Source organism: Massilia sp. UYP11 (genome assembly GCF_050434805.1).
GTDB lineage: Bacteria > Pseudomonadota > Gammaproteobacteria > Burkholderiales > Burkholderiaceae_D > Telluria.
The window spans coordinates 107,289-123,903 of the sequence record NZ_JBNDJE010000006.1 but is presented as its reverse complement, the minus strand read 5'-3'; the positions used below and the strand labels follow the sequence as shown (position 1 = coordinate 123,903).

The 16,615-nt window shown below is 66.5% G+C and carries 15 protein-coding genes; 12 read left to right on the top strand and 3 right to left on the bottom strand.

Annotation, left to right across the window (positions count from 1 at the left end; all coding sequences use genetic code 11):
- Nucleotides 1-4: 4 nt before the first annotated feature.
- Complete coding sequence (gene puuE, locus ABIB38_RS12065; protein ID WP_429204129.1) at nucleotides 5-952, bottom strand: allantoinase PuuE; 948 nt, start codon at nucleotides 950-952, stop codon at nucleotides 5-7.
- A 191-nt stretch (nucleotides 953-1,143) separates the two neighbouring features.
- Here puuE and uraH point away from each other — a divergent pair, with 191 nt between their 5' ends.
- The 8 genes from uraH (at nucleotide 1,144) to ABIB38_RS12025 (ending at nucleotide 10,773) form a co-directional block, all read left to right on the top strand.
- Complete coding sequence (gene uraH, locus ABIB38_RS12060; RefSeq protein ID WP_429204128.1) at nucleotides 1,144-1,497, top strand: hydroxyisourate hydrolase; 354 nt, start codon at nucleotides 1,144-1,146, stop codon at nucleotides 1,495-1,497.
- A gap of 99 nt (nucleotides 1,498-1,596) precedes the next feature.
- Entirely contained in the window at nucleotides 1,597-2,154 is a 558-nt protein-coding gene (locus ABIB38_RS12055) for a ClpP family protease (RefSeq protein WP_429204127.1), read from the top strand.
- Nucleotides 2,155-2,341: 187 nt separating this feature from the next.
- Entirely contained in the window at nucleotides 2,342-2,704 is a 363-nt protein-coding gene (locus tag ABIB38_RS12050; protein WP_429204126.1) for a hypothetical protein, read from the top strand.
- A gap of 285 nt (nucleotides 2,705-2,989) precedes the next feature.
- A complete protein-coding gene (gene pilB, locus ABIB38_RS12045; RefSeq protein WP_429204124.1) occupies nucleotides 2,990-4,717 on the top strand; it encodes a type IV-A pilus assembly ATPase PilB in 1,728 nt (575 codons plus the stop codon).
- A 22-nt stretch (nucleotides 4,718-4,739) separates the two neighbouring features.
- A complete protein-coding gene (locus ABIB38_RS12040; RefSeq protein ID WP_429204123.1) occupies nucleotides 4,740-5,972 on the top strand; it encodes a type II secretion system F family protein in 1,233 nt (410 codons plus the stop codon).
- 483 nt (nucleotides 5,973-6,455) lie between these two features.
- Nucleotides 6,456-7,421 carry a 2Fe-2S iron-sulfur cluster-binding protein gene (locus ABIB38_RS12035; RefSeq protein ID WP_429204121.1) on the top strand — a complete coding sequence of 322 codons (966 nt, stop codon included), beginning with the start codon at nucleotides 6,456-6,458 and terminating at the stop codon, nucleotides 7,419-7,421.
- A complete protein-coding gene (locus ABIB38_RS12030; protein WP_429204119.1) occupies nucleotides 7,418-8,410 on the top strand; it encodes an FAD binding domain-containing protein in 993 nt (330 codons plus the stop codon). The genes ABIB38_RS12035 and ABIB38_RS12030 overlap by 4 nt, the downstream gene beginning before the upstream one ends.
- The gene (locus ABIB38_RS12025; protein ID WP_429204117.1) at nucleotides 8,410-10,773 is read left to right on the top strand and encodes a xanthine dehydrogenase family protein molybdopterin-binding subunit; all 2,364 of its coding nucleotides are present in this window, start codon (nucleotides 8,410-8,412) and stop codon (nucleotides 10,771-10,773) included. Before ABIB38_RS12030 ends, ABIB38_RS12025 begins: the two co-directional genes overlap by 1 nt.
- A gap of 245 nt (nucleotides 10,774-11,018) precedes the next feature.
- Here the strand turns inward: ABIB38_RS12025 and ABIB38_RS12020 are convergent, their stop codons facing one another.
- Nucleotides 11,019-12,389 carry a hypothetical protein gene (locus ABIB38_RS12020; protein WP_429204115.1) on the bottom strand — a complete coding sequence of 457 codons (1,371 nt, stop codon included), beginning with the start codon at nucleotides 12,387-12,389 and terminating at the stop codon, nucleotides 11,019-11,021.
- Nucleotides 12,390-12,619: 230 nt separating this feature from the next.
- Between ABIB38_RS12020 and ABIB38_RS12015 the strand changes: the two genes are divergently transcribed.
- The 4 genes from ABIB38_RS12015 to ABIB38_RS12000 all read left to right on the top strand — a co-directional run bounded on the left by ABIB38_RS12015 (nucleotide 12,620) and on the right by ABIB38_RS12000 (nucleotide 15,154).
- Nucleotides 12,620-13,495: a prepilin peptidase gene (locus ABIB38_RS12015; RefSeq protein WP_429204113.1), complete on the top strand. Its 876-nt coding sequence runs from the start codon at nucleotides 12,620-12,622 to the stop codon at nucleotides 13,493-13,495.
- A complete protein-coding gene (gene coaE / locus ABIB38_RS12010) occupies nucleotides 13,492-14,118 on the top strand; it encodes a dephospho-CoA kinase (RefSeq protein WP_429204111.1) in 627 nt (208 codons plus the stop codon). The genes ABIB38_RS12015 and coaE overlap by 4 nt, the downstream gene beginning before the upstream one ends.
- Nucleotides 14,119-14,196: 78 nt before the next feature.
- Nucleotides 14,197-14,952, top strand: a complete 756-nt coding sequence (gene zapD, locus ABIB38_RS12005; RefSeq protein WP_429204109.1) for a cell division protein ZapD — start codon at nucleotides 14,197-14,199, stop codon at nucleotides 14,950-14,952.
- A gap of 19 nt (nucleotides 14,953-14,971) precedes the next feature.
- Nucleotides 14,972-15,154, top strand: a complete 183-nt coding sequence (locus tag ABIB38_RS12000; protein WP_429204108.1) for a DNA gyrase inhibitor YacG — start codon at nucleotides 14,972-14,974, stop codon at nucleotides 15,152-15,154.
- A gap of 141 nt (nucleotides 15,155-15,295) precedes the next feature.
- Here the strand turns inward: ABIB38_RS12000 and ABIB38_RS11995 are convergent, their stop codons facing one another.
- Nucleotides 15,296-16,591 (bottom strand): D-amino acid dehydrogenase, encoded by a 1,296-nt coding sequence (locus ABIB38_RS11995; protein WP_429204106.1) that lies wholly within the window; start codon nucleotides 16,589-16,591, stop codon nucleotides 15,296-15,298.
- Nucleotides 16,592-16,615: the final 24 nt, after the last annotated feature.

Below are 16,615 nucleotides of genomic sequence, written 5' to 3'. Positions count from 1 at the left end.
CACGTCATTCCACACAAGGATGCACCGTTTTCCAGTGATTGGCGATATCGATGCGGCGCGTCACCCACACACGGTCATGCCGCATCACATAATCGAGGAAGCGCGCCAGCGCCGCCGTCCGCCCGGGCCGCCCCGCCAGGCGGCAGTGCAGGCCGACCGACAGCATCTTCGGCCGGTTGAGGCCCACGGGGTCGCCTTCGGCGTAGAGCACGTCGAACGCGTCCTTCAGGTAATCGAAGAACTGGGTGCCTGAATTGAAGCCCTGGGCCGTGGCGAAGCGCATATCGTTGGTGTCGAGCGTGTACGGCACCACCAGGTGCGGCACGGCGCGCACGACGCCGTTGGCGTCAAGCGCATCGACCCGCTGCCAGAACGGCAGGTCGTCGCCATAGTGGTCGGCGTCGTAGACGAAGCCGCCGTGCTCGACCACCAGCCGGCGCGTATTGGGCGAGTCGCGTCCCGTGTACCAGCCCTGCGGCGCGGCGCCGGTCAGGGAGCGCATGATCTCGACGGCCTCTTTCATGTGCGCGCGCTCGGTCGCCTCGTCGACGTTCTGGTACGAGATCCAGCGCAGGCCGTGGCAGGCGATCTCGTGCCCCAGCTCGCGAAACGCGGCGACGGCGTCGGAGTGGCGCGCCAGCGCCTGCGCCACGCCGAACACGGTCAGGGGCAGCCGGCGCTCCTCGAACAGCCGCAGCAGGCGCCACAGGCCGGCGCGCGCGCCGTATTCATACAGCGACTCCATGCTCATGTGGCGTGCCGGAAAGGCGCTGGCGCCGACGATCTCGGACAGGAAGGTCTCGGAGGCCGGGTCGCCGTGCAGCACGCAGTTCTCGGCGCCCTCTTCGTAGTTCAGCACGAACTGCAGGGCGATGCGCGCGCCGCCGGGCCAGCGCGCATGCGGCGGATTGCGGCCGTAGCCGGCCAGGTCGCGCGGATAGGAAACTGCCATGGCGTCCCTCGACAAGGAAGAATACGCTCGATCATATATTGCAACGACCACGACGGTATATGAGCAGACGCATATGCCGGCTCTCGGCGCCGATATACGCTTCAGGCGCGCAATAAAAATGCGGCGACGCCTGTCCGTCGACGGCGGCGTTATGATGCGCTTTCCTCCACGCTCTTCCGACAAGGACCAGGATGGGAAAACTGACCACCCACGTACTCGACACCGCCCACGGCTGCCCCGGCGCCGGCATCCGGGTCGAGCTGTACGCCCTCGGCGCCGACGGCCGCACGCTCCTGACCAGCACGCTGACGAACGACGACGGCCGCTGCGGCGCACCCCTGCTGGAAGCGGCCTCGCTGCGGGCCGGCCAGTACGAACTGGTGTTCCATGCCGGCGACTACTACGCGGCGCGCGGCGTCGACCTTCCCGCCCCCCGTTTCCTGGACCGCATCACGCTCTGCTTCGGCATCGCCGACCCCGACCAGCACTACCACGTGCCGCTGGTGATGACGCCGTGGTCGTATTCGACCTACCGCGGCAGCTAGCGGACTTCTGCTGTCCGGGCCGCGCAGGAAGACGCACCGCGCTGAAAAAAAAATTGCTATGCTTGGCTGCGAGATACTACCGCTGGAGCAGAGGCGCGCATGGCATTGCACATCGTTCATTTCATCGGCCCAATCAACCACCAATCCGCCTGCACGGTGCGCAACTGTTGCCTGGAGGCGCTGCAAAAAGGCGCGACCGAGATCGCGCTGCACATGTCGACCGAGGGCGGCAACATGACGGCCGGCTTCGCGCTCTACTTCTTCCTGAAGTCGCTGCCTATCCCGCTCACCACCCACAATATCGGCAGCGTCGAATCGGTCGGCGTGGTGATCTTCCTGGCCGGCCAGAAGCGCTATGCCTGTCCCGGCACGCGCTTCCTGATCCACCCGCTGCACTGGGGCTTCGGCAACCTGGTGGCGGCCGACCATGCGCGCGTGTCGGAGTGGCGCGAGTGCCTGGATTTCGACGCCGACCGCTACGCCAGCATCTTCCGCGAGACCACCCGCGAAGCGGGCCATGAAACCGACATCCGGCCGCACCTGACCGGCCAGGCTCGCATCTATAGCGCCGAAGAGGCGGTCGGCGCGGGGATCGTCCATGAAGCGGTGCAGGCCAGGTTGCCGACGGCGGGCCCGACCTGCCATTGGTGGAACTGACCGGCGTGTGTCACTTCAGCCACATCTGTTGGCAATTTGACGATAAATCTTATCAATTGTTATAAAACTGTTGCTGAGCAAATTAGCTGCTGGATAGAATCACCTCCGTCAACCACGGGCGCCCCTGCCTGCTGCCCTCGCCAGCGCCCTCTTTTCTTGCAGCCACGTAACAATCGCAGTACCTCAGATGAAAAAGAACATCCGCGCCGCCCTGCTGGCGCTCTCCCTGCTCGCGCCTGCCGTTCACGCCCAGGACCGCGCCGGGGTCGACGCCAGGCCCGATCCGCGCACCGGCGACAGCGTCAATCACCGGCAAGCGCTGGCCGTCCGCGATGCGGCGCGTCAAGACGCCAAAGAACCACGCGCCGCCGGGCAAGACCAGCCGTGCGCGCAGTTTCGCATTTCAGACGACATGAACGCACGCGCCGGCCGCATCGGCCTGCCGGCATTCATGGCGACGAACCACCGCAATCCCGGCGACGCCAACATGCTCCAGCGTCCGATGGCCATCATCCGCGCGACCGACGGGGCCTACGCCGAGGCGCCTTGACGCCTGTCCCGGCATTGGCGGAGGGACTGATCGAAGCAACCACGACCATGAAACCTTTGCCAAGACTGTTTCATCCGGGTTAACGCAGTCCGCTCCATCCAGCGCAAACCACGCCCATCCATTCCGGGCGATCCTGCCCGCCATGCCAATTCGTCCACGTGGTACGAACGCATCTGACCAGCACCAAATACTTTACAAATTTAGTGCCTGTAGGCATGATCCCTTGGTCCGCCGGCCCGCCCGGCGCCCTTGTCGCTTCCCTTGAGGTTCCCACACACGGCGCATATGGCAGCAGTCCTCCCCAACACGACCACCGGCGCTCCGCTGTCGGGACTGGCGCGCGCGCTGGTGCAGGCCAATCGCCTGAGCGCCGCGCAGGCGGACATGCTGCACAAAAAGGCCATCCAGGAAAAGACGGCCTTCATCGACGCCGTGCTCGCCAGCGGCGCGATCGAGCCGCGCGCGCTGGCCGCCTTCTGCGCCGAGACCTTCGGCTATCCGCTGTTCGACCTGACGGCCTTCGCGCCGGAGGTCCTGCCCACCAGCGCCATCGACGCCAGGCTGATGCAGGCCCAGCGCGTGATCGCGCTGGCCAAGCGCGGCAACAAGCTGTCGGTCGCGCTGTCCGACCCGACCAATAACCAGGCCCTGGACCAGATCAAGTTCCAGAGCGAGGCGACGGTCGAGCCGGTGATCGTGCCGCACGACGCGCTGCTGGCGCTGCTGGCCGTGATCGCCAAGGGCGCCGAGCAGGATTTGAGCGAGCTGGCGGGCGACGACGCCGAGATCGAATTCGCCGAGGAAGACCAGCAGTCGGCAACGCCGGCCGAGGCCACCAGTGACGTCGAGGACGCGCCGATCGTGCGCTTCCTGAACAAGATCCTGATGGACGCGGTACAGATGGGCGCGTCGGACATCCACTTCGAGCCCTACGAAAAGTATTACCGGATCCGTTTGCGGGTCGACGGTGTGCTGCGCGACCACGCATCGCCACCGTTGTCGATCCGCGAAAAGCTGGTGTCGCGCATCAAGGTGCTGGCGCGGCTGGACATCGCCGAAAAACGGGTGCCGCAGGACGGCCGCATGCGGCTCATCCTGTCGGCCACGCGTGCCATCGATTTCCGTGTCAGCACCTTGCCCACGCTGTTCGGCGAAAAGACCGTGATGCGTATCCTGGACGCGACCCAGGCGCAAATGGGCATCGACGCGCTCGGCTACGACCCGGACCAGAAGGCGCTGCTGCTGGACGCGATCGCCCGCCCCTACGGCATGGTGCTGGTGACGGGGCCGACCGGTTCGGGCAAGACCGTGTCGCTGTACAGCTGCCTGAATCTGCTGAACAAGCCAGGCATCAATATTTCGACCGCGGAAGACCCGGCCGAGATCAACCTGCCGGGCGTGAACCAGGTCAACGTCAACGACAAGGCCGGCCTGACCTTCCCGGTGGCGCTCAAATCCTTCCTGCGCCAGGATCCCGACATCATCATGGTCGGCGAGATCCGCGACCTGGAAACGGCCGACATCGCGATCAAGGCCGCCCAGACCGGCCACATGGTGTTCTCGACCCTGCACACCAACGATGCGCCGTCGACCCTGACGCGCCTGATGAACATGGGCGTGGCGCCGTTCAACATCGCCTCGTCGGTGATCCTGATCACGGCCCAGCGCCTGGCGCGGCGCCTGTGCGGCTGCAAGCAGCCGCTCGAGATCGGCCGCGAGGCCCTGGTGGCCGCCGGCTACCGCGACAGCGACCTGGACGGCGACTGGCGGCCCTATGGCCCGGTCGGCTGCGACCGCTGCCTGGGTTCGGGCTACAAGGGCCGGGTCGGCATCTACCAGATCATGCCGATCTCTCCCAGTATCGAGGCGCTGATCCTGGCCAACGGCAATTCGATGGAGATCGCGGCCCAGGCCGAGAAGGAAGGCGTGAACTCGCTGCGCCGCTCGGGCTTGCTGAAGGTGAAACAGGGGCTGACCAGCCTTGAAGAAGTGCTTGGCTGCACCAACGAATAAGACCCGGACAGGAACCCGAACAATGGCAACATCCCACCAACCCAAGAGCCGTGGCGCCCAGGTCAAGGAGAACGTCTACGCCTGGGAAGGCAAGGACAAGACCGGCCGCGTCGTGCGCGGCGAAGTGCGCGCGGGCGGCGAAGCGATCGTCAACGTGACCCTGCGCCGCCAGGGCATCATGGTCACCAAGGTCAAGAAGAAGGTCTACCGCAGCGGCCGCAAGATCACGGACAAGGACCTGACCATGTTCACGCGTCAGCTCGCGACCATGATGAAGGCCGGCGTGCCGCTGCTGCAGTCGTTCGACATCGTCGGCAAGGGCCACAGCAATCCGTCGATGGCCAAGCTGATCCAGGACCTGCGCAACGACGTCGAGACCGGCACCAGCCTGAACCGCGCCTTCCGCAAGTTCCCGCTGTACTTCGATCCGCTGTTCTGCAACCTGGTCGGCGCCGGCGAACAGGCCGGCATCCTGGAAGACCTGCTCACGCGCCTGGCGATCTACAAGGAAAAGACGCTGGCGCTCAAGGGCAAGATCAAGTCGGCCCTGACCTATCCGATCGCGATCCTGGCGGTGGCCCTGGTCGTCACGGCCGTGATCATGATCTGGGTGGTGCCGGCCTTCAAGCAGGTGTTCTCGAGCTTCGGCGCCGACTTGCCGACCCCGACCGTGGTGGTGATGGCGATCTCGGACTTCGTGGTGCAATGGTGGTACGTGATCTTCGGCTCGCTGTTCGGCGGGTTGTACCTGTTCTTCCAGGCCTGGCGCCGCTCGCTCAGGATGCAGCAGGTGATGGACCGCGTGCTGCTGCGCCTGCCGATCTTCGGCAGCGTGATCCGCAAGGCCACCATCGCGCGCTGGACGCGCACCCTGTCGACCATGTTCGCGGCCGGCGTGCCGCTGGTGGAAGCGCTCGACTCGGTCGGCGGGGCCTCCGGCAATGCGGTCTACCTGGAAGCCACGCGCAAGATCCAGAACGAGGTCAGCACCGGCACCAGCCTGACCACGTCGATGCAGAATGCGGACGTGTTCCCGAACCTGGTGATCCAGATGGTGCAGATCGGCGAAGAGTCAGGCTCGCTCGACGCCATGCTGGGCAAGGTGGCGGACTTCTTCGAGGATGAAGTCGACGAAGCGGTGGCGGCGCTGTCGTCGCTGATGGAGCCGCTCATCATGGTCATTCTCGGGGTGCTGATCGGCGGGCTGGTGGTCGCGATGTATTTGCCGATCTTCAAGCTGGGGTCGGTGGTGTGAAGACGGAGCTGTAGGTTCTCAGAATACTTCGCAGTGTCTCAGAAAACTTTGCTGTGAAGTCGCAGTGTTCCCATGCGATTCGCAGCAATTCCGCTTGGTTCTGGCAACGACTGCCGGTGCATGTCGCCGCTTTTATCCATACCAATGGCCTGACCGGCCTCGACGTGGCCGGCAGTTCGACCGGTAGGCTGGCGCCGCGCGGCTCGCCAGCCGATCCAGGCTTGGCGCGCCGCGCCGCTGGCTGAATCTTCTGGCTATCCTCTCCGATTCGCCTACACTGCAAGGTAATGCTTGTTCCCGGTGTTGGTTGCTCGAAACGGAGCCGCACGAATGTTGTCCAAGCCTGCATCCCTGCCTCCCCGCCCCCTCCGCCCTGGATTGCCAAGTGCGTCGCCGCAGGTGGCGCCCGCGTTCGCCCGAGGCTCCCCGACTGCAAACACCACCGTGTTTTTTCTTGCCCAGAACCAGACAAGGAGACTGATTGTGGAAAATAACCTCACCCGCTCCGGCCCAAGGAGCAACGTTGCTTTTTCCGGCGGGCCGCCGGGCAAGGCGGATTTGATGGAAGAACTGGCGCAAGCGCCGCGCCTGTTCGTCGATGTCGAGGAGAGCGACGACGGCTATATACTGATGGCCGATGTGCCTGGCGCGGACCGCGAGCACATCACGGTGATCGTGGACGGCAATACCGTCTCGATCCGGGCCGAGGCAGACAAGGAACGGGCGGTGGCGTACCGCCGCATGCTCGCCCTCGAGCGCATCCATGGCGAGCAATGGCGTACCCTGACCCTGCCGCAGGAAATCGACGAAGCGCGGGCCGAAGCCAGCGTGGCGAACGGCGTGCTGGTATTGCGGCTGCCGCGAAAAACAACCGGAACCCGGCTCGACGTCCGCCATGGCGACGAAGGCAAGCTGGCGCGCGCTCCGGCCGGGGCGCTGGCGGGAGCGGCGACGGGCACCACCGCCTCGACGATCAACCTGAAAATCAACGGGTCCGACTATCCGTTGCAGCTCGAATCGCGGGTCACCCTGCTCGATGCGCTGCGCGAATACGCGCACCTGTACGGCACCAAGAAAGGCTGCGACCAGGGCCAGTGCGGCGCCTGCACCGTGCATGTGAATGGCCGCCGTGTGCTGTCCTGCCTGACCCTCGCGGCCCAGGTCGAGGGCCAGGAGGTGGTCACGATCGAAGGCCTGGCCGTGGACGGCAAGCTGCATGCGATGCAGGAGGCGTTCATCCGGCATGACGCGCTCCAGTGCGGTTACTGTACCCCGGGCCAGATCATGTCGGCCGTCGCCTGCATTGCCGAAGGCCACGCCGATTCCGACGCCAGCATCCGCGAATACATGTCCGGCAATCTTTGCCGCTGCGGGACGTACACCAACATCGTCGCGGCGATCCGCGACATGGCCGGCGCGGCGGCCACGAAACAGGAGGCCACGCCATGAGAAACTTCGCTTATCTGCGGGCCGAATCGGTGCCCGACGCCATGAAGGCGACTGCCTCCCACACCGGCGCACGCTTTCTCGCCGGCGGCACGACCATGCTCGACCTGATGAAGTGCGGCGTCGAAGACCCGACCGCGCTGGTCGACATCACCCGCCTGCCAGGCCTGGACCGGATCGACATCGGCGCCGACACCATCCGCATCGGCGCCCTCGTGCACATGAGCGACGTGGCCAACCATCCCGACATCCGGCGCGACTTTCCGGCCCTGTCCGAGTCGATGTGGCGCGGCGCTTCCGAGCAATTACGCAACATGGCGACCATCGGCGGCAACCTGATGCAGCGCACGCGCTGCAATTATTTCCGCGATCTCTCGTATGCCGCTTGCAACAAGCGTCGTCCCGGCTCGGGCTGCGCGGCGCGCGAAGGCATCAACCGCGGCCACGCGGTGCTGGGCACCAGCGAGCATTGCATCGCCACCTATCCGGGCGATTTCGCGGTCGCGCTGGTGGCCTTCGACGCCATCGTGCATGTGAGCAGCGCGCAGCCGCACAGCATTCCGGCCAATGACTTTTTCCTGTTGCCGGAGGACCGCCCGCAGTTCGAGCACCCGATCGCCCCAGGCGAGCTGATCGTCGGAATCGACATTCCGGTGTCCGCGGCCTTGCGCCGCTCGCATTACCTGAAGGTACGGGACCGCGAATCGTATGAGTTCGCCGTTGCCAGCGCCGCCGTCGGGCTCGAACTCGACGCGGACGGACGCACCGTGCGCGACGTGCGGGTAGCGATGGGCGGCGTCGCCACCAAGCCGTGGCGGGCACGGCAGGTAGAGGCGGCGCTCAACGGACGACCGCTGGATGAGCAGATCGTGCGTTCGGCCAGCAAGCTCGCCACCGACGGCGCCGTCTCGCATGGCATGAATGGATTCAAGATCGAGTTGGCGCAGCGCGTGGTCGCGCGGGCGCTCCTGACCGTGGGAGGGATCGAGTGATGGCTGACCAGACAACGGCGGCGCCGGCCGGCAACGGCGCCGGCCTCGGGCATCCGCTGCCCCGCGTCGACGGCGTGGCCAAAGTGACGGGCCAGGCCGCTTACGCAATCGAGAACGACCCGCCCGGCGTGGCGCATGCCGCCGTCCTCGCCAGCACCATTGCGGCCGGGCGCATCCGCCAGATCGACGCCAGCGACGCGCAAGCAATGCCAGGCGTGTTGCGCATCCTGACCCACGCCGACCGCTTGCAGCTGCACAGCTGCACCATGGTCCCGGAAGGCAGCGTCATGGAAAGCTTCCTGCCGCTGCAGGACGAGCGCATCCATTATTTCGGCCAGCCGATCGGGGTGGTGATTGCCCAGACCATCGAGCAGGCGGCCGAGGCGGTGCGCAAGATTCGCGTCGACTATGAGCCGCAGCAGGCGATCGCCGACATCGATGACGCCGCGGGCGCGCACATGCATGGTGCCCCTGCCGGCAAAACCCAGGGCGGACCGGACGATACGGCGGACGCGCATTCGGGCAACTGCGTGGAAAGCGCAAGCAGCCTGGGCGCGGACAACGTCAGGGGCGACCCGAAAGCCGCGCTCGCCTCGTCGGCGGTGCGCGTGGAGGCGGTTTATAACACCGCGCGCGCGAGCGCCAGTCCGCTGGAGCCGCTGGGGACGGTCGCCGCCTGGAGCGGCGACGGCAAGCTGACCGTCTGGCAGCCCAGCCAATGGGTGGCCGGGTCGCAGCGCACGTTTTCGGAATGGTTTGGGCTGCCAATCGACGACATCCGGGTGATTGCGCCGTTTGTCGGCGGCGGATTCGGGGCCAAGGTGACGGCCCACGCCGATGCCGCGCTGGCGGCGCTGGCGGCGCGCGAGGTGCGGCGTCCGGTCAAGCTGGCGCTCACCCGGCCCCAGACCTTCGGCGGCTACGGGCCGCGGCCGGCGATCCGGCAAACCCTTGCACTCGGGGCCAGCGCCGACGGCAAGCTGCAGGCGCTAATCCACGACAACCTCAACGAGACCTCGATCGAGGACGTGTATACCGAAAGCGGTTCCGGCACCGCCAAGGTCATGTACGCGGTGCCCAACCTGAGCACGGCGGATCACCTGGTGCGCGTCCATTCGTTTACGCCAAGCTGGAAGCGGGCCCCGGGCGAGGCGATCGGGGCTTTCGCGCTCGAAAGCGCAATGGATGAACTGGCCTACGCGCTGAAGCTCGATCCGATCGAGCTCCGGCTGCGCAACTATGCCAGCGAGGATCCGCAATCGCACAAGCCGTGGTCGACCCGGCGCCTGCGCGAAGCGTATGCGGCCGGCGCCGAGAAGTTCGGCTGGTCCCGGCGCACCCCCGAGCCACGCTCGATGCGTGATGGACGCACGCTGATCGGCTGGGGCATGGCTGGCGGCGCGTTCCCGGTGGTGCACACACCGGGCTCGGCGCGCGTCACGCTGTTTGCCGATGGCTCGGTGCTGGTCGCCAGCAGCGGCCCGGACATCGGGACCGGCACTTATACGATCCTGAGCCAGACCGTTGCCGACGTCCTTGGCGTGTCCCTGGACCAGGTGCATGTCAGCCTCGGCGACAGCAGCCTGCCGCTGGCCCCGGTCGCCGGGGTGTCGCAGATCTCGAATATCCTCACGCGCGCGGTGCACAAGACGGCGCTGGCGGCGCGCGAGGAACTGATGACCCTGGCCACCAGCCACAGCGCGTCGCCGCTCAAGGGCATGCAGGCGGGCCAGCTCACGGTCAGGAACGGGATGATCATGCCGGCGGCCGGCTCGGGCCAGCCACTCGGCATGGCGGACCTGATGCGGCTGGCCGGACGCGAGCGGCTCGACGTGGTGCGCGATACGCTGCCCGATGGCGCGAGCAGCGAAGACCGGCGCGCAGCCTTTGCCAGCTTCAAGCTGATGCAGCCGCCCTCCAGCGACCGCTCGATCTACGACTGGTGTGCGCAGTTCGTGGAGGTACGCGTGGACGAAGACTACGGCACGGTGCGGGTCAGCCGCATGGTCGGCGCGTTCGATTCGGGACGACTGTACAACCCGAGGCTGGCCGAGAGCCAGTGGAAGGGTGGCATGATCATGGGGGTGGGAGAAGCGCTGCACGAAGCCATGCATGTCGATCGGCGATTCGCACGGGTGACGAACGACAACTTTGCGGAGTATATGGTGCCGGTGAACGCGGATATTCCAGACATCCAAGTCATTTCCGTGGGCGAACCGGATCTGTATGCGAGCCCGCTCGGCGGGAAGTCGGTGGGCGAGATTGGGGTGGTGGGGGTTGCGCCGGCCATCGCCAACGCCGTGTTTCATGCGACGGGCAAGCGGATCCGGGACTTGCCGATCAGGATGGAAAACCTGATGTGACGATGACGGCGCGCGGGCGACCGGCGCCGTCATGCAGCGCCGCTCATCACCAGCTGCTCATCACCGGCCGCTCATCACCAGCTGATCATCACCAGCCGCTCATCACCAGCCGCTCATCACCAGCCGATCATGTTCACCGTTCGGAGGAAGCGACTGTCAGATGGCGTGAGAGATGCAGCATGTTCCTGCAGGGGCCATGGCCAAGTCCATGGCCCATCGACGAGCGTCCCGGCGCCTTGCACGGCCTATCTCAAGGCGGTCCGAATGTTCCGCATCGTCCATGCCAACGTCGCGCGCAGCAGTACCCTCCCCGTCGCCCAGGGCCGCTGCCGGTCCAGCCCGCGCCGGCCCATCCGCTGCGGCAGAAAGAAGCGCCCGAACGCCGACAGCCCGCTGCCGCGCATGACCCAGAAACACCCTCCCGCATAGGTCGTATCGAATCCGTCCTCCGCGCGCAGCAGGTAGAGCGCCGTCCCCGAACACATCGCCACGTCGGCCTGCGCATCGCGCGCCAGCAGGCGCAGGCCGCGCAGGTAGGACAACTCGACCGTCTGGCGCAGGTCGGGCAGCGCGAGCACGAGCGGGCGCAGCAGGCGCAAGCGCTCCAGCAGGCGCGGCAGGCCATGCAGCCGCTCTACCGCCCGCTCACGATAACCGAGGAAAGCCTCTTTCAGTTCCGCCACCGCGGCCGGGCGTGGACGCGGCAGCGGCTCGGGCCGTTCGCGCCAGCAGCGCATCCAGTGCGCCAGTGCCTGCTCGTGCTTGGCCGCCAGGCTGGCCGGGCTGTCGAATTCGAGGTCGAAGCGCGCGCCTGGCTGCAAGAAGCGGATCAGGCCGCGCTGCGCTTCCAGCCGCGGCGATTCCAGCACGCCCAGCGGCGTGCGGCGGCCGTGATTGAGCCAGGCATTGTCGACGCGGCTGAAGCGGGCGAAGGACGCGACCGGCACGATCAGCCGCGGCCTGAAGGTCTCGGCCTGCACGGCCAGGCGCTCGAGGCCCTGTTCGGCCGCCGCTTCGCGCCGGGCGAAATCGTCGGGATTGCCGCACCAGGCCATGTCGGCGAAGCCCGTCAGCAGCACATCGACGCGCACGTTGGCCCTGCGCAGGCGCTCGGCGACGGCGCGGCAGGCGGCGCGGGTGGCGAGCGCGCGCTCGCCCAGGTGCAGCAGCGTGCGCCGGCCGCAGCGAACCAGGCACCAGGCGTCGCCTTCGCCGTTGCCGAACGCCGTCAGGCGCAGGTCGCGCGCCAGCGTGCGCGCCTGTCCATCGGGGCACTCGGCCATGGCGAAGCGGTTGCGCCGCAACTCGCCCTGCAGGCGCCAGTCGCGGCCCTGGCGATACAGGAAGGTGGCGATGCCGCGGAACTCGGCGCGAAAGCGGCGCAGGAAAGGCGCCGACAGGCGGTCGGGCTGGGCGCGCGAACACCAGATAAACACCGGCAAGCCGCTCGCATTGAGCTCGGCGATCAGCCTGGCGGTACTGGTGGAACGGTCGAGCAGGCTCCAGGCGTCGTTGAGCACCGTGCCGTCCAGCCAGGGGTCGGCCAGCAGCAGCGCATTGTCGGTGCGCAGCAGGAAGCCGGCGTGGTTGAGGAAGGTGAAGGTCGGGCTCGGCATGGCGGCATGGCGGCGGCAGGGCAAAGGATCGGCTTCAGCCTAGCCGCCCGCCACGCGCCACACATGAGGCACCGCAATCGTGTGGCGATGCCGTCGGTGCGGCTTCGGTCTTCGAACGCCTTCGCCAAACGCGGGGAAAACCCCTACAATGAGGTTGTTGTAAGGAATTACTCTGCGGTAGGCCGCCGGTAGTCGGATGGCGCCGCCCATTCGTCTCGGACCGGATCGACATGCCCCTGGAATCGTTGTTGTTTGCGCCCCCTGCCCTGCTGGGTCCCACCCTCGTGGCCGCCCTGCTGGGCCTGTTGGTCGGCAGCTTCCTGAACGTGGTCATCTACCGCGTCCCGAAGATGATGCAACGCGAATCCGACAACTACGTGGCGCAGGAAAGCGGCAAGGAGCCGCCGCATACCGACCGCTTCAACCTGATGGTGCCGCGCTCGCGCTGCCCCTGCTGCGGCCACCAGATCACGGCCGTCGAGAACATCCCGGTGATCAGCTGGCTTGCCCTGGGCGCCAAGTGCCGCAAGTGCAAGACGCCGATTCCGGCGCGCTATCCGGCGATCGAACTGTTCACCGCCATCGTCTCGGGCCTGATGGTATGGACCTTCGGCAGCGGCGCGGCGGGCATGGCCAGCCTGCTGTTCGCCTGGCTGCTCATCGCCATGACCTTCATCGACTTCGACACCCAGCTGCTGCCGGACGACCTGACCTATCCGCTGCTGTGGGCGGGCCTGATCATGAACATCAACGGCACGTTCGCGCCGCTGCAGGACGCCGTGATCGGCGCCGTTTGCGGCTACCTGGTGCTGTGGTCCGTGTACTGGGTGTTCAAGCTCGCCACCGGCAAGGAGGGCATGGGGTATGGCGACTTCAAGCTGCTGGCGGCGCTCGGCGCCTGGCTGGGATGGACCGCCCTGCCCACCATCATCCTGCTGTCGTCGGTGGTCGGGGCAGTGGTGGGCATCAGCCTGATCGTGTTTGCCCGGCGCGGCCGCGACAAGCCGATTCCCTTCGGGCCCTACCTGGCGGCGGCCGGCCTGATCGCCATGCTGTATGGCGATCAGCTGGGCCGGTTCAGCGCCGGCATGCTGGGCGGCGCATGAACACGGCGCGCGGCACGGCGTTCTCGGTCGGCCTCACCGGCGGCATCGGTTGCGGCAAGAGCACCGTGGCCGAGCTGTTCGCCGGCCTGGGCGCCACGATCGTCGACACCGACGCCATCGCCCATTCCCTGACCGCCCCGCACGGCGCGGCGATGCCGGCCATCGTGGCCGAGTTCGGACCCGACTTCGCCACGCCCGATGGGGCCCTGGACCGCGCGCGCATGCGCAACCTCGTGTTCGCCGATGCCGCGGCGCGCGGCCGGCTGGAAGCGATCCTGCATCCGCGCATCCGCGACGCCACGGCGGCGGCGGCGGCCATCGCCACCGGACCCTATGTGATCTATGCGGTGCCGCTCCTGATCGAGTCGGGAACATGGCGCGAGCGGGTGTCGCGCGTGCTGGCCGTGGACTGCTCGGAAGACACCCAGGTCGCGCGCGTCATGCAGCGCAGCAGCCTGTCTGCCGAGCAGGTGCGCGCCATCATGGCGACCCAGGTCACGCGGGCCCAGCGCCTGGCGGCGGCCGACGACGTGATCGACAACGACGACGGCCTGGAAGCTCTTTCCCCCCAGGTAACACGCTTGCATGCGCGGTATCTGGCGTTAAGCATGTCACAAGGTTGATGCAGTGTTTGTAATTTTGCCTCGTATGCTTCAGAATCACCAAGTTGCTTTCCAGCCTACATTCAGAGGAATGTCATTTTGATCGTCTACGAATACCCTTTCAACGAGCGGATTCGCACGTTGTTGCGGCTGGAGGACCTGTACGAGAAATTCAAGTTCTTCGTGCAGCAGGAACATCCGATGCAGCACCATGTCGCCCTCGCGACGATCTTCGACATGCTGGAAGTGGCCGGCCGCGCGGATCTGAAATCGGATCTGCTGCAGGAACTCGAACGGCAGAAGCAGTCGCTGCTGGCCTACCGCAGCAATCCCGCGGTCGCGGCCGACACGCTCGACGCCGTCCTGGCCGAACTGGATGCGGCCAGCGGCGCGCTGGTGACCAGCCAGGGCAAGACCGGCCAGAACGTGCGCGACAACGAATGGCTGATGAGCATCCGCGGGCGCACCATCATCCCGGGCGGCGCCTGCGAATTCGACCTGCCCTCCTACTACGCCTGGCAAAAGCGCCCGGCCGGGCAGCGCCATGCCGACATCATGGGCTGGTTCGGGCCGCTCGCCCCGCTGCTCGATGCGCTGTCCCTGGTGCTGCGCCTGCTGCGCAATTCGGGCGCGCCGGTCAAGATGATCGCCGTGGCGGGCAGCTATCAGCAGATGTTACAGGGTAAAATCTACCAGATGCTGCGCCTGACCCTGGACGAGTCGACGGGTGCGATCCCCGAAATCTCGGCCAACAAGTACATGCTGTGGGTACGCTTCACCACCCAGGACGGCGATTGCAAGCCCAAGCCGCTGGAAGAAGACGTGCCGTTCGACCTGACCCTCTGCAATTTCTGATTCTTGATTGGTAGTACCGATGACCGTCGTAGCCTGCCCCACCTGCGGCAAACAAGTCGAATGGACCGATGCGAACAAGTTTCGTCCGTTCTGTTCCGAGCGTTGCAAGAAGATCGACCTGGGCGCCTGGGCCGAAGAAAAATTCGTGATTCCCGGCGCCGCGCCGGCGGATCCGTTGGACGAAACGCCGCAAGAACGCTGAACCACCACCTGCGTCGTTCCCGCGAAGGCGGGAACCCAAGCTTGCCAGCATCCTGGTACTGGTTGGGGAGTCGCTGCGCAAATGACTTGGGTTCCCGCCTCCGCGGGAACGACGTGTTCAGCGTATGGACCGGCTTCGAGCTTAACGACTTATTCCCGCCGGCACCACCACCGGCTTGTTGCGCCGCCCATAGCGGTCCATGAACAGCCCTTCCAGCCCGATCTCGGGCTGCCGTCCCGACAGGATGTCCGCCAGCACCCGGCCCGAGCCGCACGACATGGTCCAGCCCAGCGTGCCAGGCCCCGTGTTCAGGAACAGGTTGCGGTACGGCGTCGGCCCGATCACCGGCGTGCCGTCCGGCGTCATCGGCCGCAGGCCGCACCAGAACGAGGCCTGGCGCACGTCGCCGCCGTCCGGGAACAGATTCGTCACCGAATGCTCGAGCGTGTCGCGCCGCGCCTGGTGCAGGCGCAGGTCGTAGCCGCACAGCTCCGCCGTGCCGCCGACGCGGATGCGGTCGCCCAGGCGCGTGATCGCCACCTTGTAGGTCTCGTCCATCACGGTCGATTCGGGCGCGCCCGAGGCGTCCGTGATCGGCACCGTGATCGAATAGCCCTTCACCGGGTAGACCGGGATGTCGATGCCGATCTGCCTGAGCAGCAGCGGCGAATAGCTGCCCAGCGCCAGCACGAAGGCGTCGGACTTCAGTTCGCCCTTGTTCGTGACGACGCCGGTCACGCGGTCGCCCTCGACGCTCAGGCGCTCGATCTTGATCTCGTGCCGGAACTTGACGCCCAGGCCCTTGGCCAGCCCGGCCAGCGCCTGCGTGAACTTGAAGCAGTCGCCGGTCTCGTCGTTCGGCAGCAGCAGGCCGCCCAGGTAGTTGCCGGGCACGCGCGCCAGCGCCGGCTCGTACTGCGTGCAGCCTTGCCGGTCGAGCAGCTTGTACGGCACCCCGGAACGCTCCAGCACCTCGGTATCGGTGTGCGCGCCATCGAGCTGCTTCTGGGTGCGAAACAGCTGCAGGGTGCCCTTGCTGCGTTCGTCGTAGGCGATGCCGGTGTCGCGCCGCAGTTGCACCAGCACGTCGCGGCTGTACTCGGCCAGGCGCACCATGCGGCCCTTGTTGACCTGGTAGCTGCGGGTATTGCAGTTGGCCAGCATCTGCAGCATCCAGCGCCACTGCTGCGGGTCGAGCCTGGGCCGGATCACCAGCGGGCTGTGGCGCATCGCCAGCCATCTGAGGGCCTTCATCGGCACGCCGGGGCCGGCCCAGGGCGTGGCATAGCCGGGCGAGATCTCGCCGGCATTGCCGAAACTGGTCTCCATCCCGGCGCCGGGCTGGCGCTCGATCACGGTGACGTCATGCCCGGCCTTGGCCAGAAAATATGCCGATGCGGTGCCGATGACGCCACTGCCGAGGATGATGACTTTCACACGTTCTCCTTAAGATTGGCTGTC

Coding starts and splice junctions, on each gene's coding strand:
- puuE (WP_429204129.1), bottom strand. CDS start 952: ATGGCAGTTTCCTATCCGCGCGACCTGGCCGGCTACGGCCGCAATCCG.
- uraH (WP_429204128.1), top strand. CDS start 1,144: ATGGGAAAACTGACCACCCACGTACTCGACACCGCCCACGGCTGCCCC.
- ABIB38_RS12055 (WP_429204127.1), top strand. CDS start 1,597: ATGGCATTGCACATCGTTCATTTCATCGGCCCAATCAACCACCAATCC.
- ABIB38_RS12050 (WP_429204126.1), top strand. CDS start 2,342: ATGAAAAAGAACATCCGCGCCGCCCTGCTGGCGCTCTCCCTGCTCGCG.
- pilB (WP_429204124.1), top strand. CDS start 2,990: ATGGCAGCAGTCCTCCCCAACACGACCACCGGCGCTCCGCTGTCGGGA.
- ABIB38_RS12040 (WP_429204123.1), top strand. CDS start 4,740: ATGGCAACATCCCACCAACCCAAGAGCCGTGGCGCCCAGGTCAAGGAG.
- ABIB38_RS12030 (WP_429204119.1), top strand. CDS start 7,418: ATGAGAAACTTCGCTTATCTGCGGGCCGAATCGGTGCCCGACGCCATG.
- ABIB38_RS12025 (WP_429204117.1), top strand. CDS start 8,410: ATGGCTGACCAGACAACGGCGGCGCCGGCCGGCAACGGCGCCGGCCTC.
- ABIB38_RS12020 (WP_429204115.1), bottom strand. CDS start 12,389: ATGCCGAGCCCGACCTTCACCTTCCTCAACCACGCCGGCTTCCTGCTG.
- ABIB38_RS12015 (WP_429204113.1), top strand. CDS start 12,620: ATGCCCCTGGAATCGTTGTTGTTTGCGCCCCCTGCCCTGCTGGGTCCC.
- coaE (WP_429204111.1), top strand. CDS start 13,492: ATGAACACGGCGCGCGGCACGGCGTTCTCGGTCGGCCTCACCGGCGGC.
- ABIB38_RS12000 (WP_429204108.1), top strand. CDS start 14,972: ATGACCGTCGTAGCCTGCCCCACCTGCGGCAAACAAGTCGAATGGACC.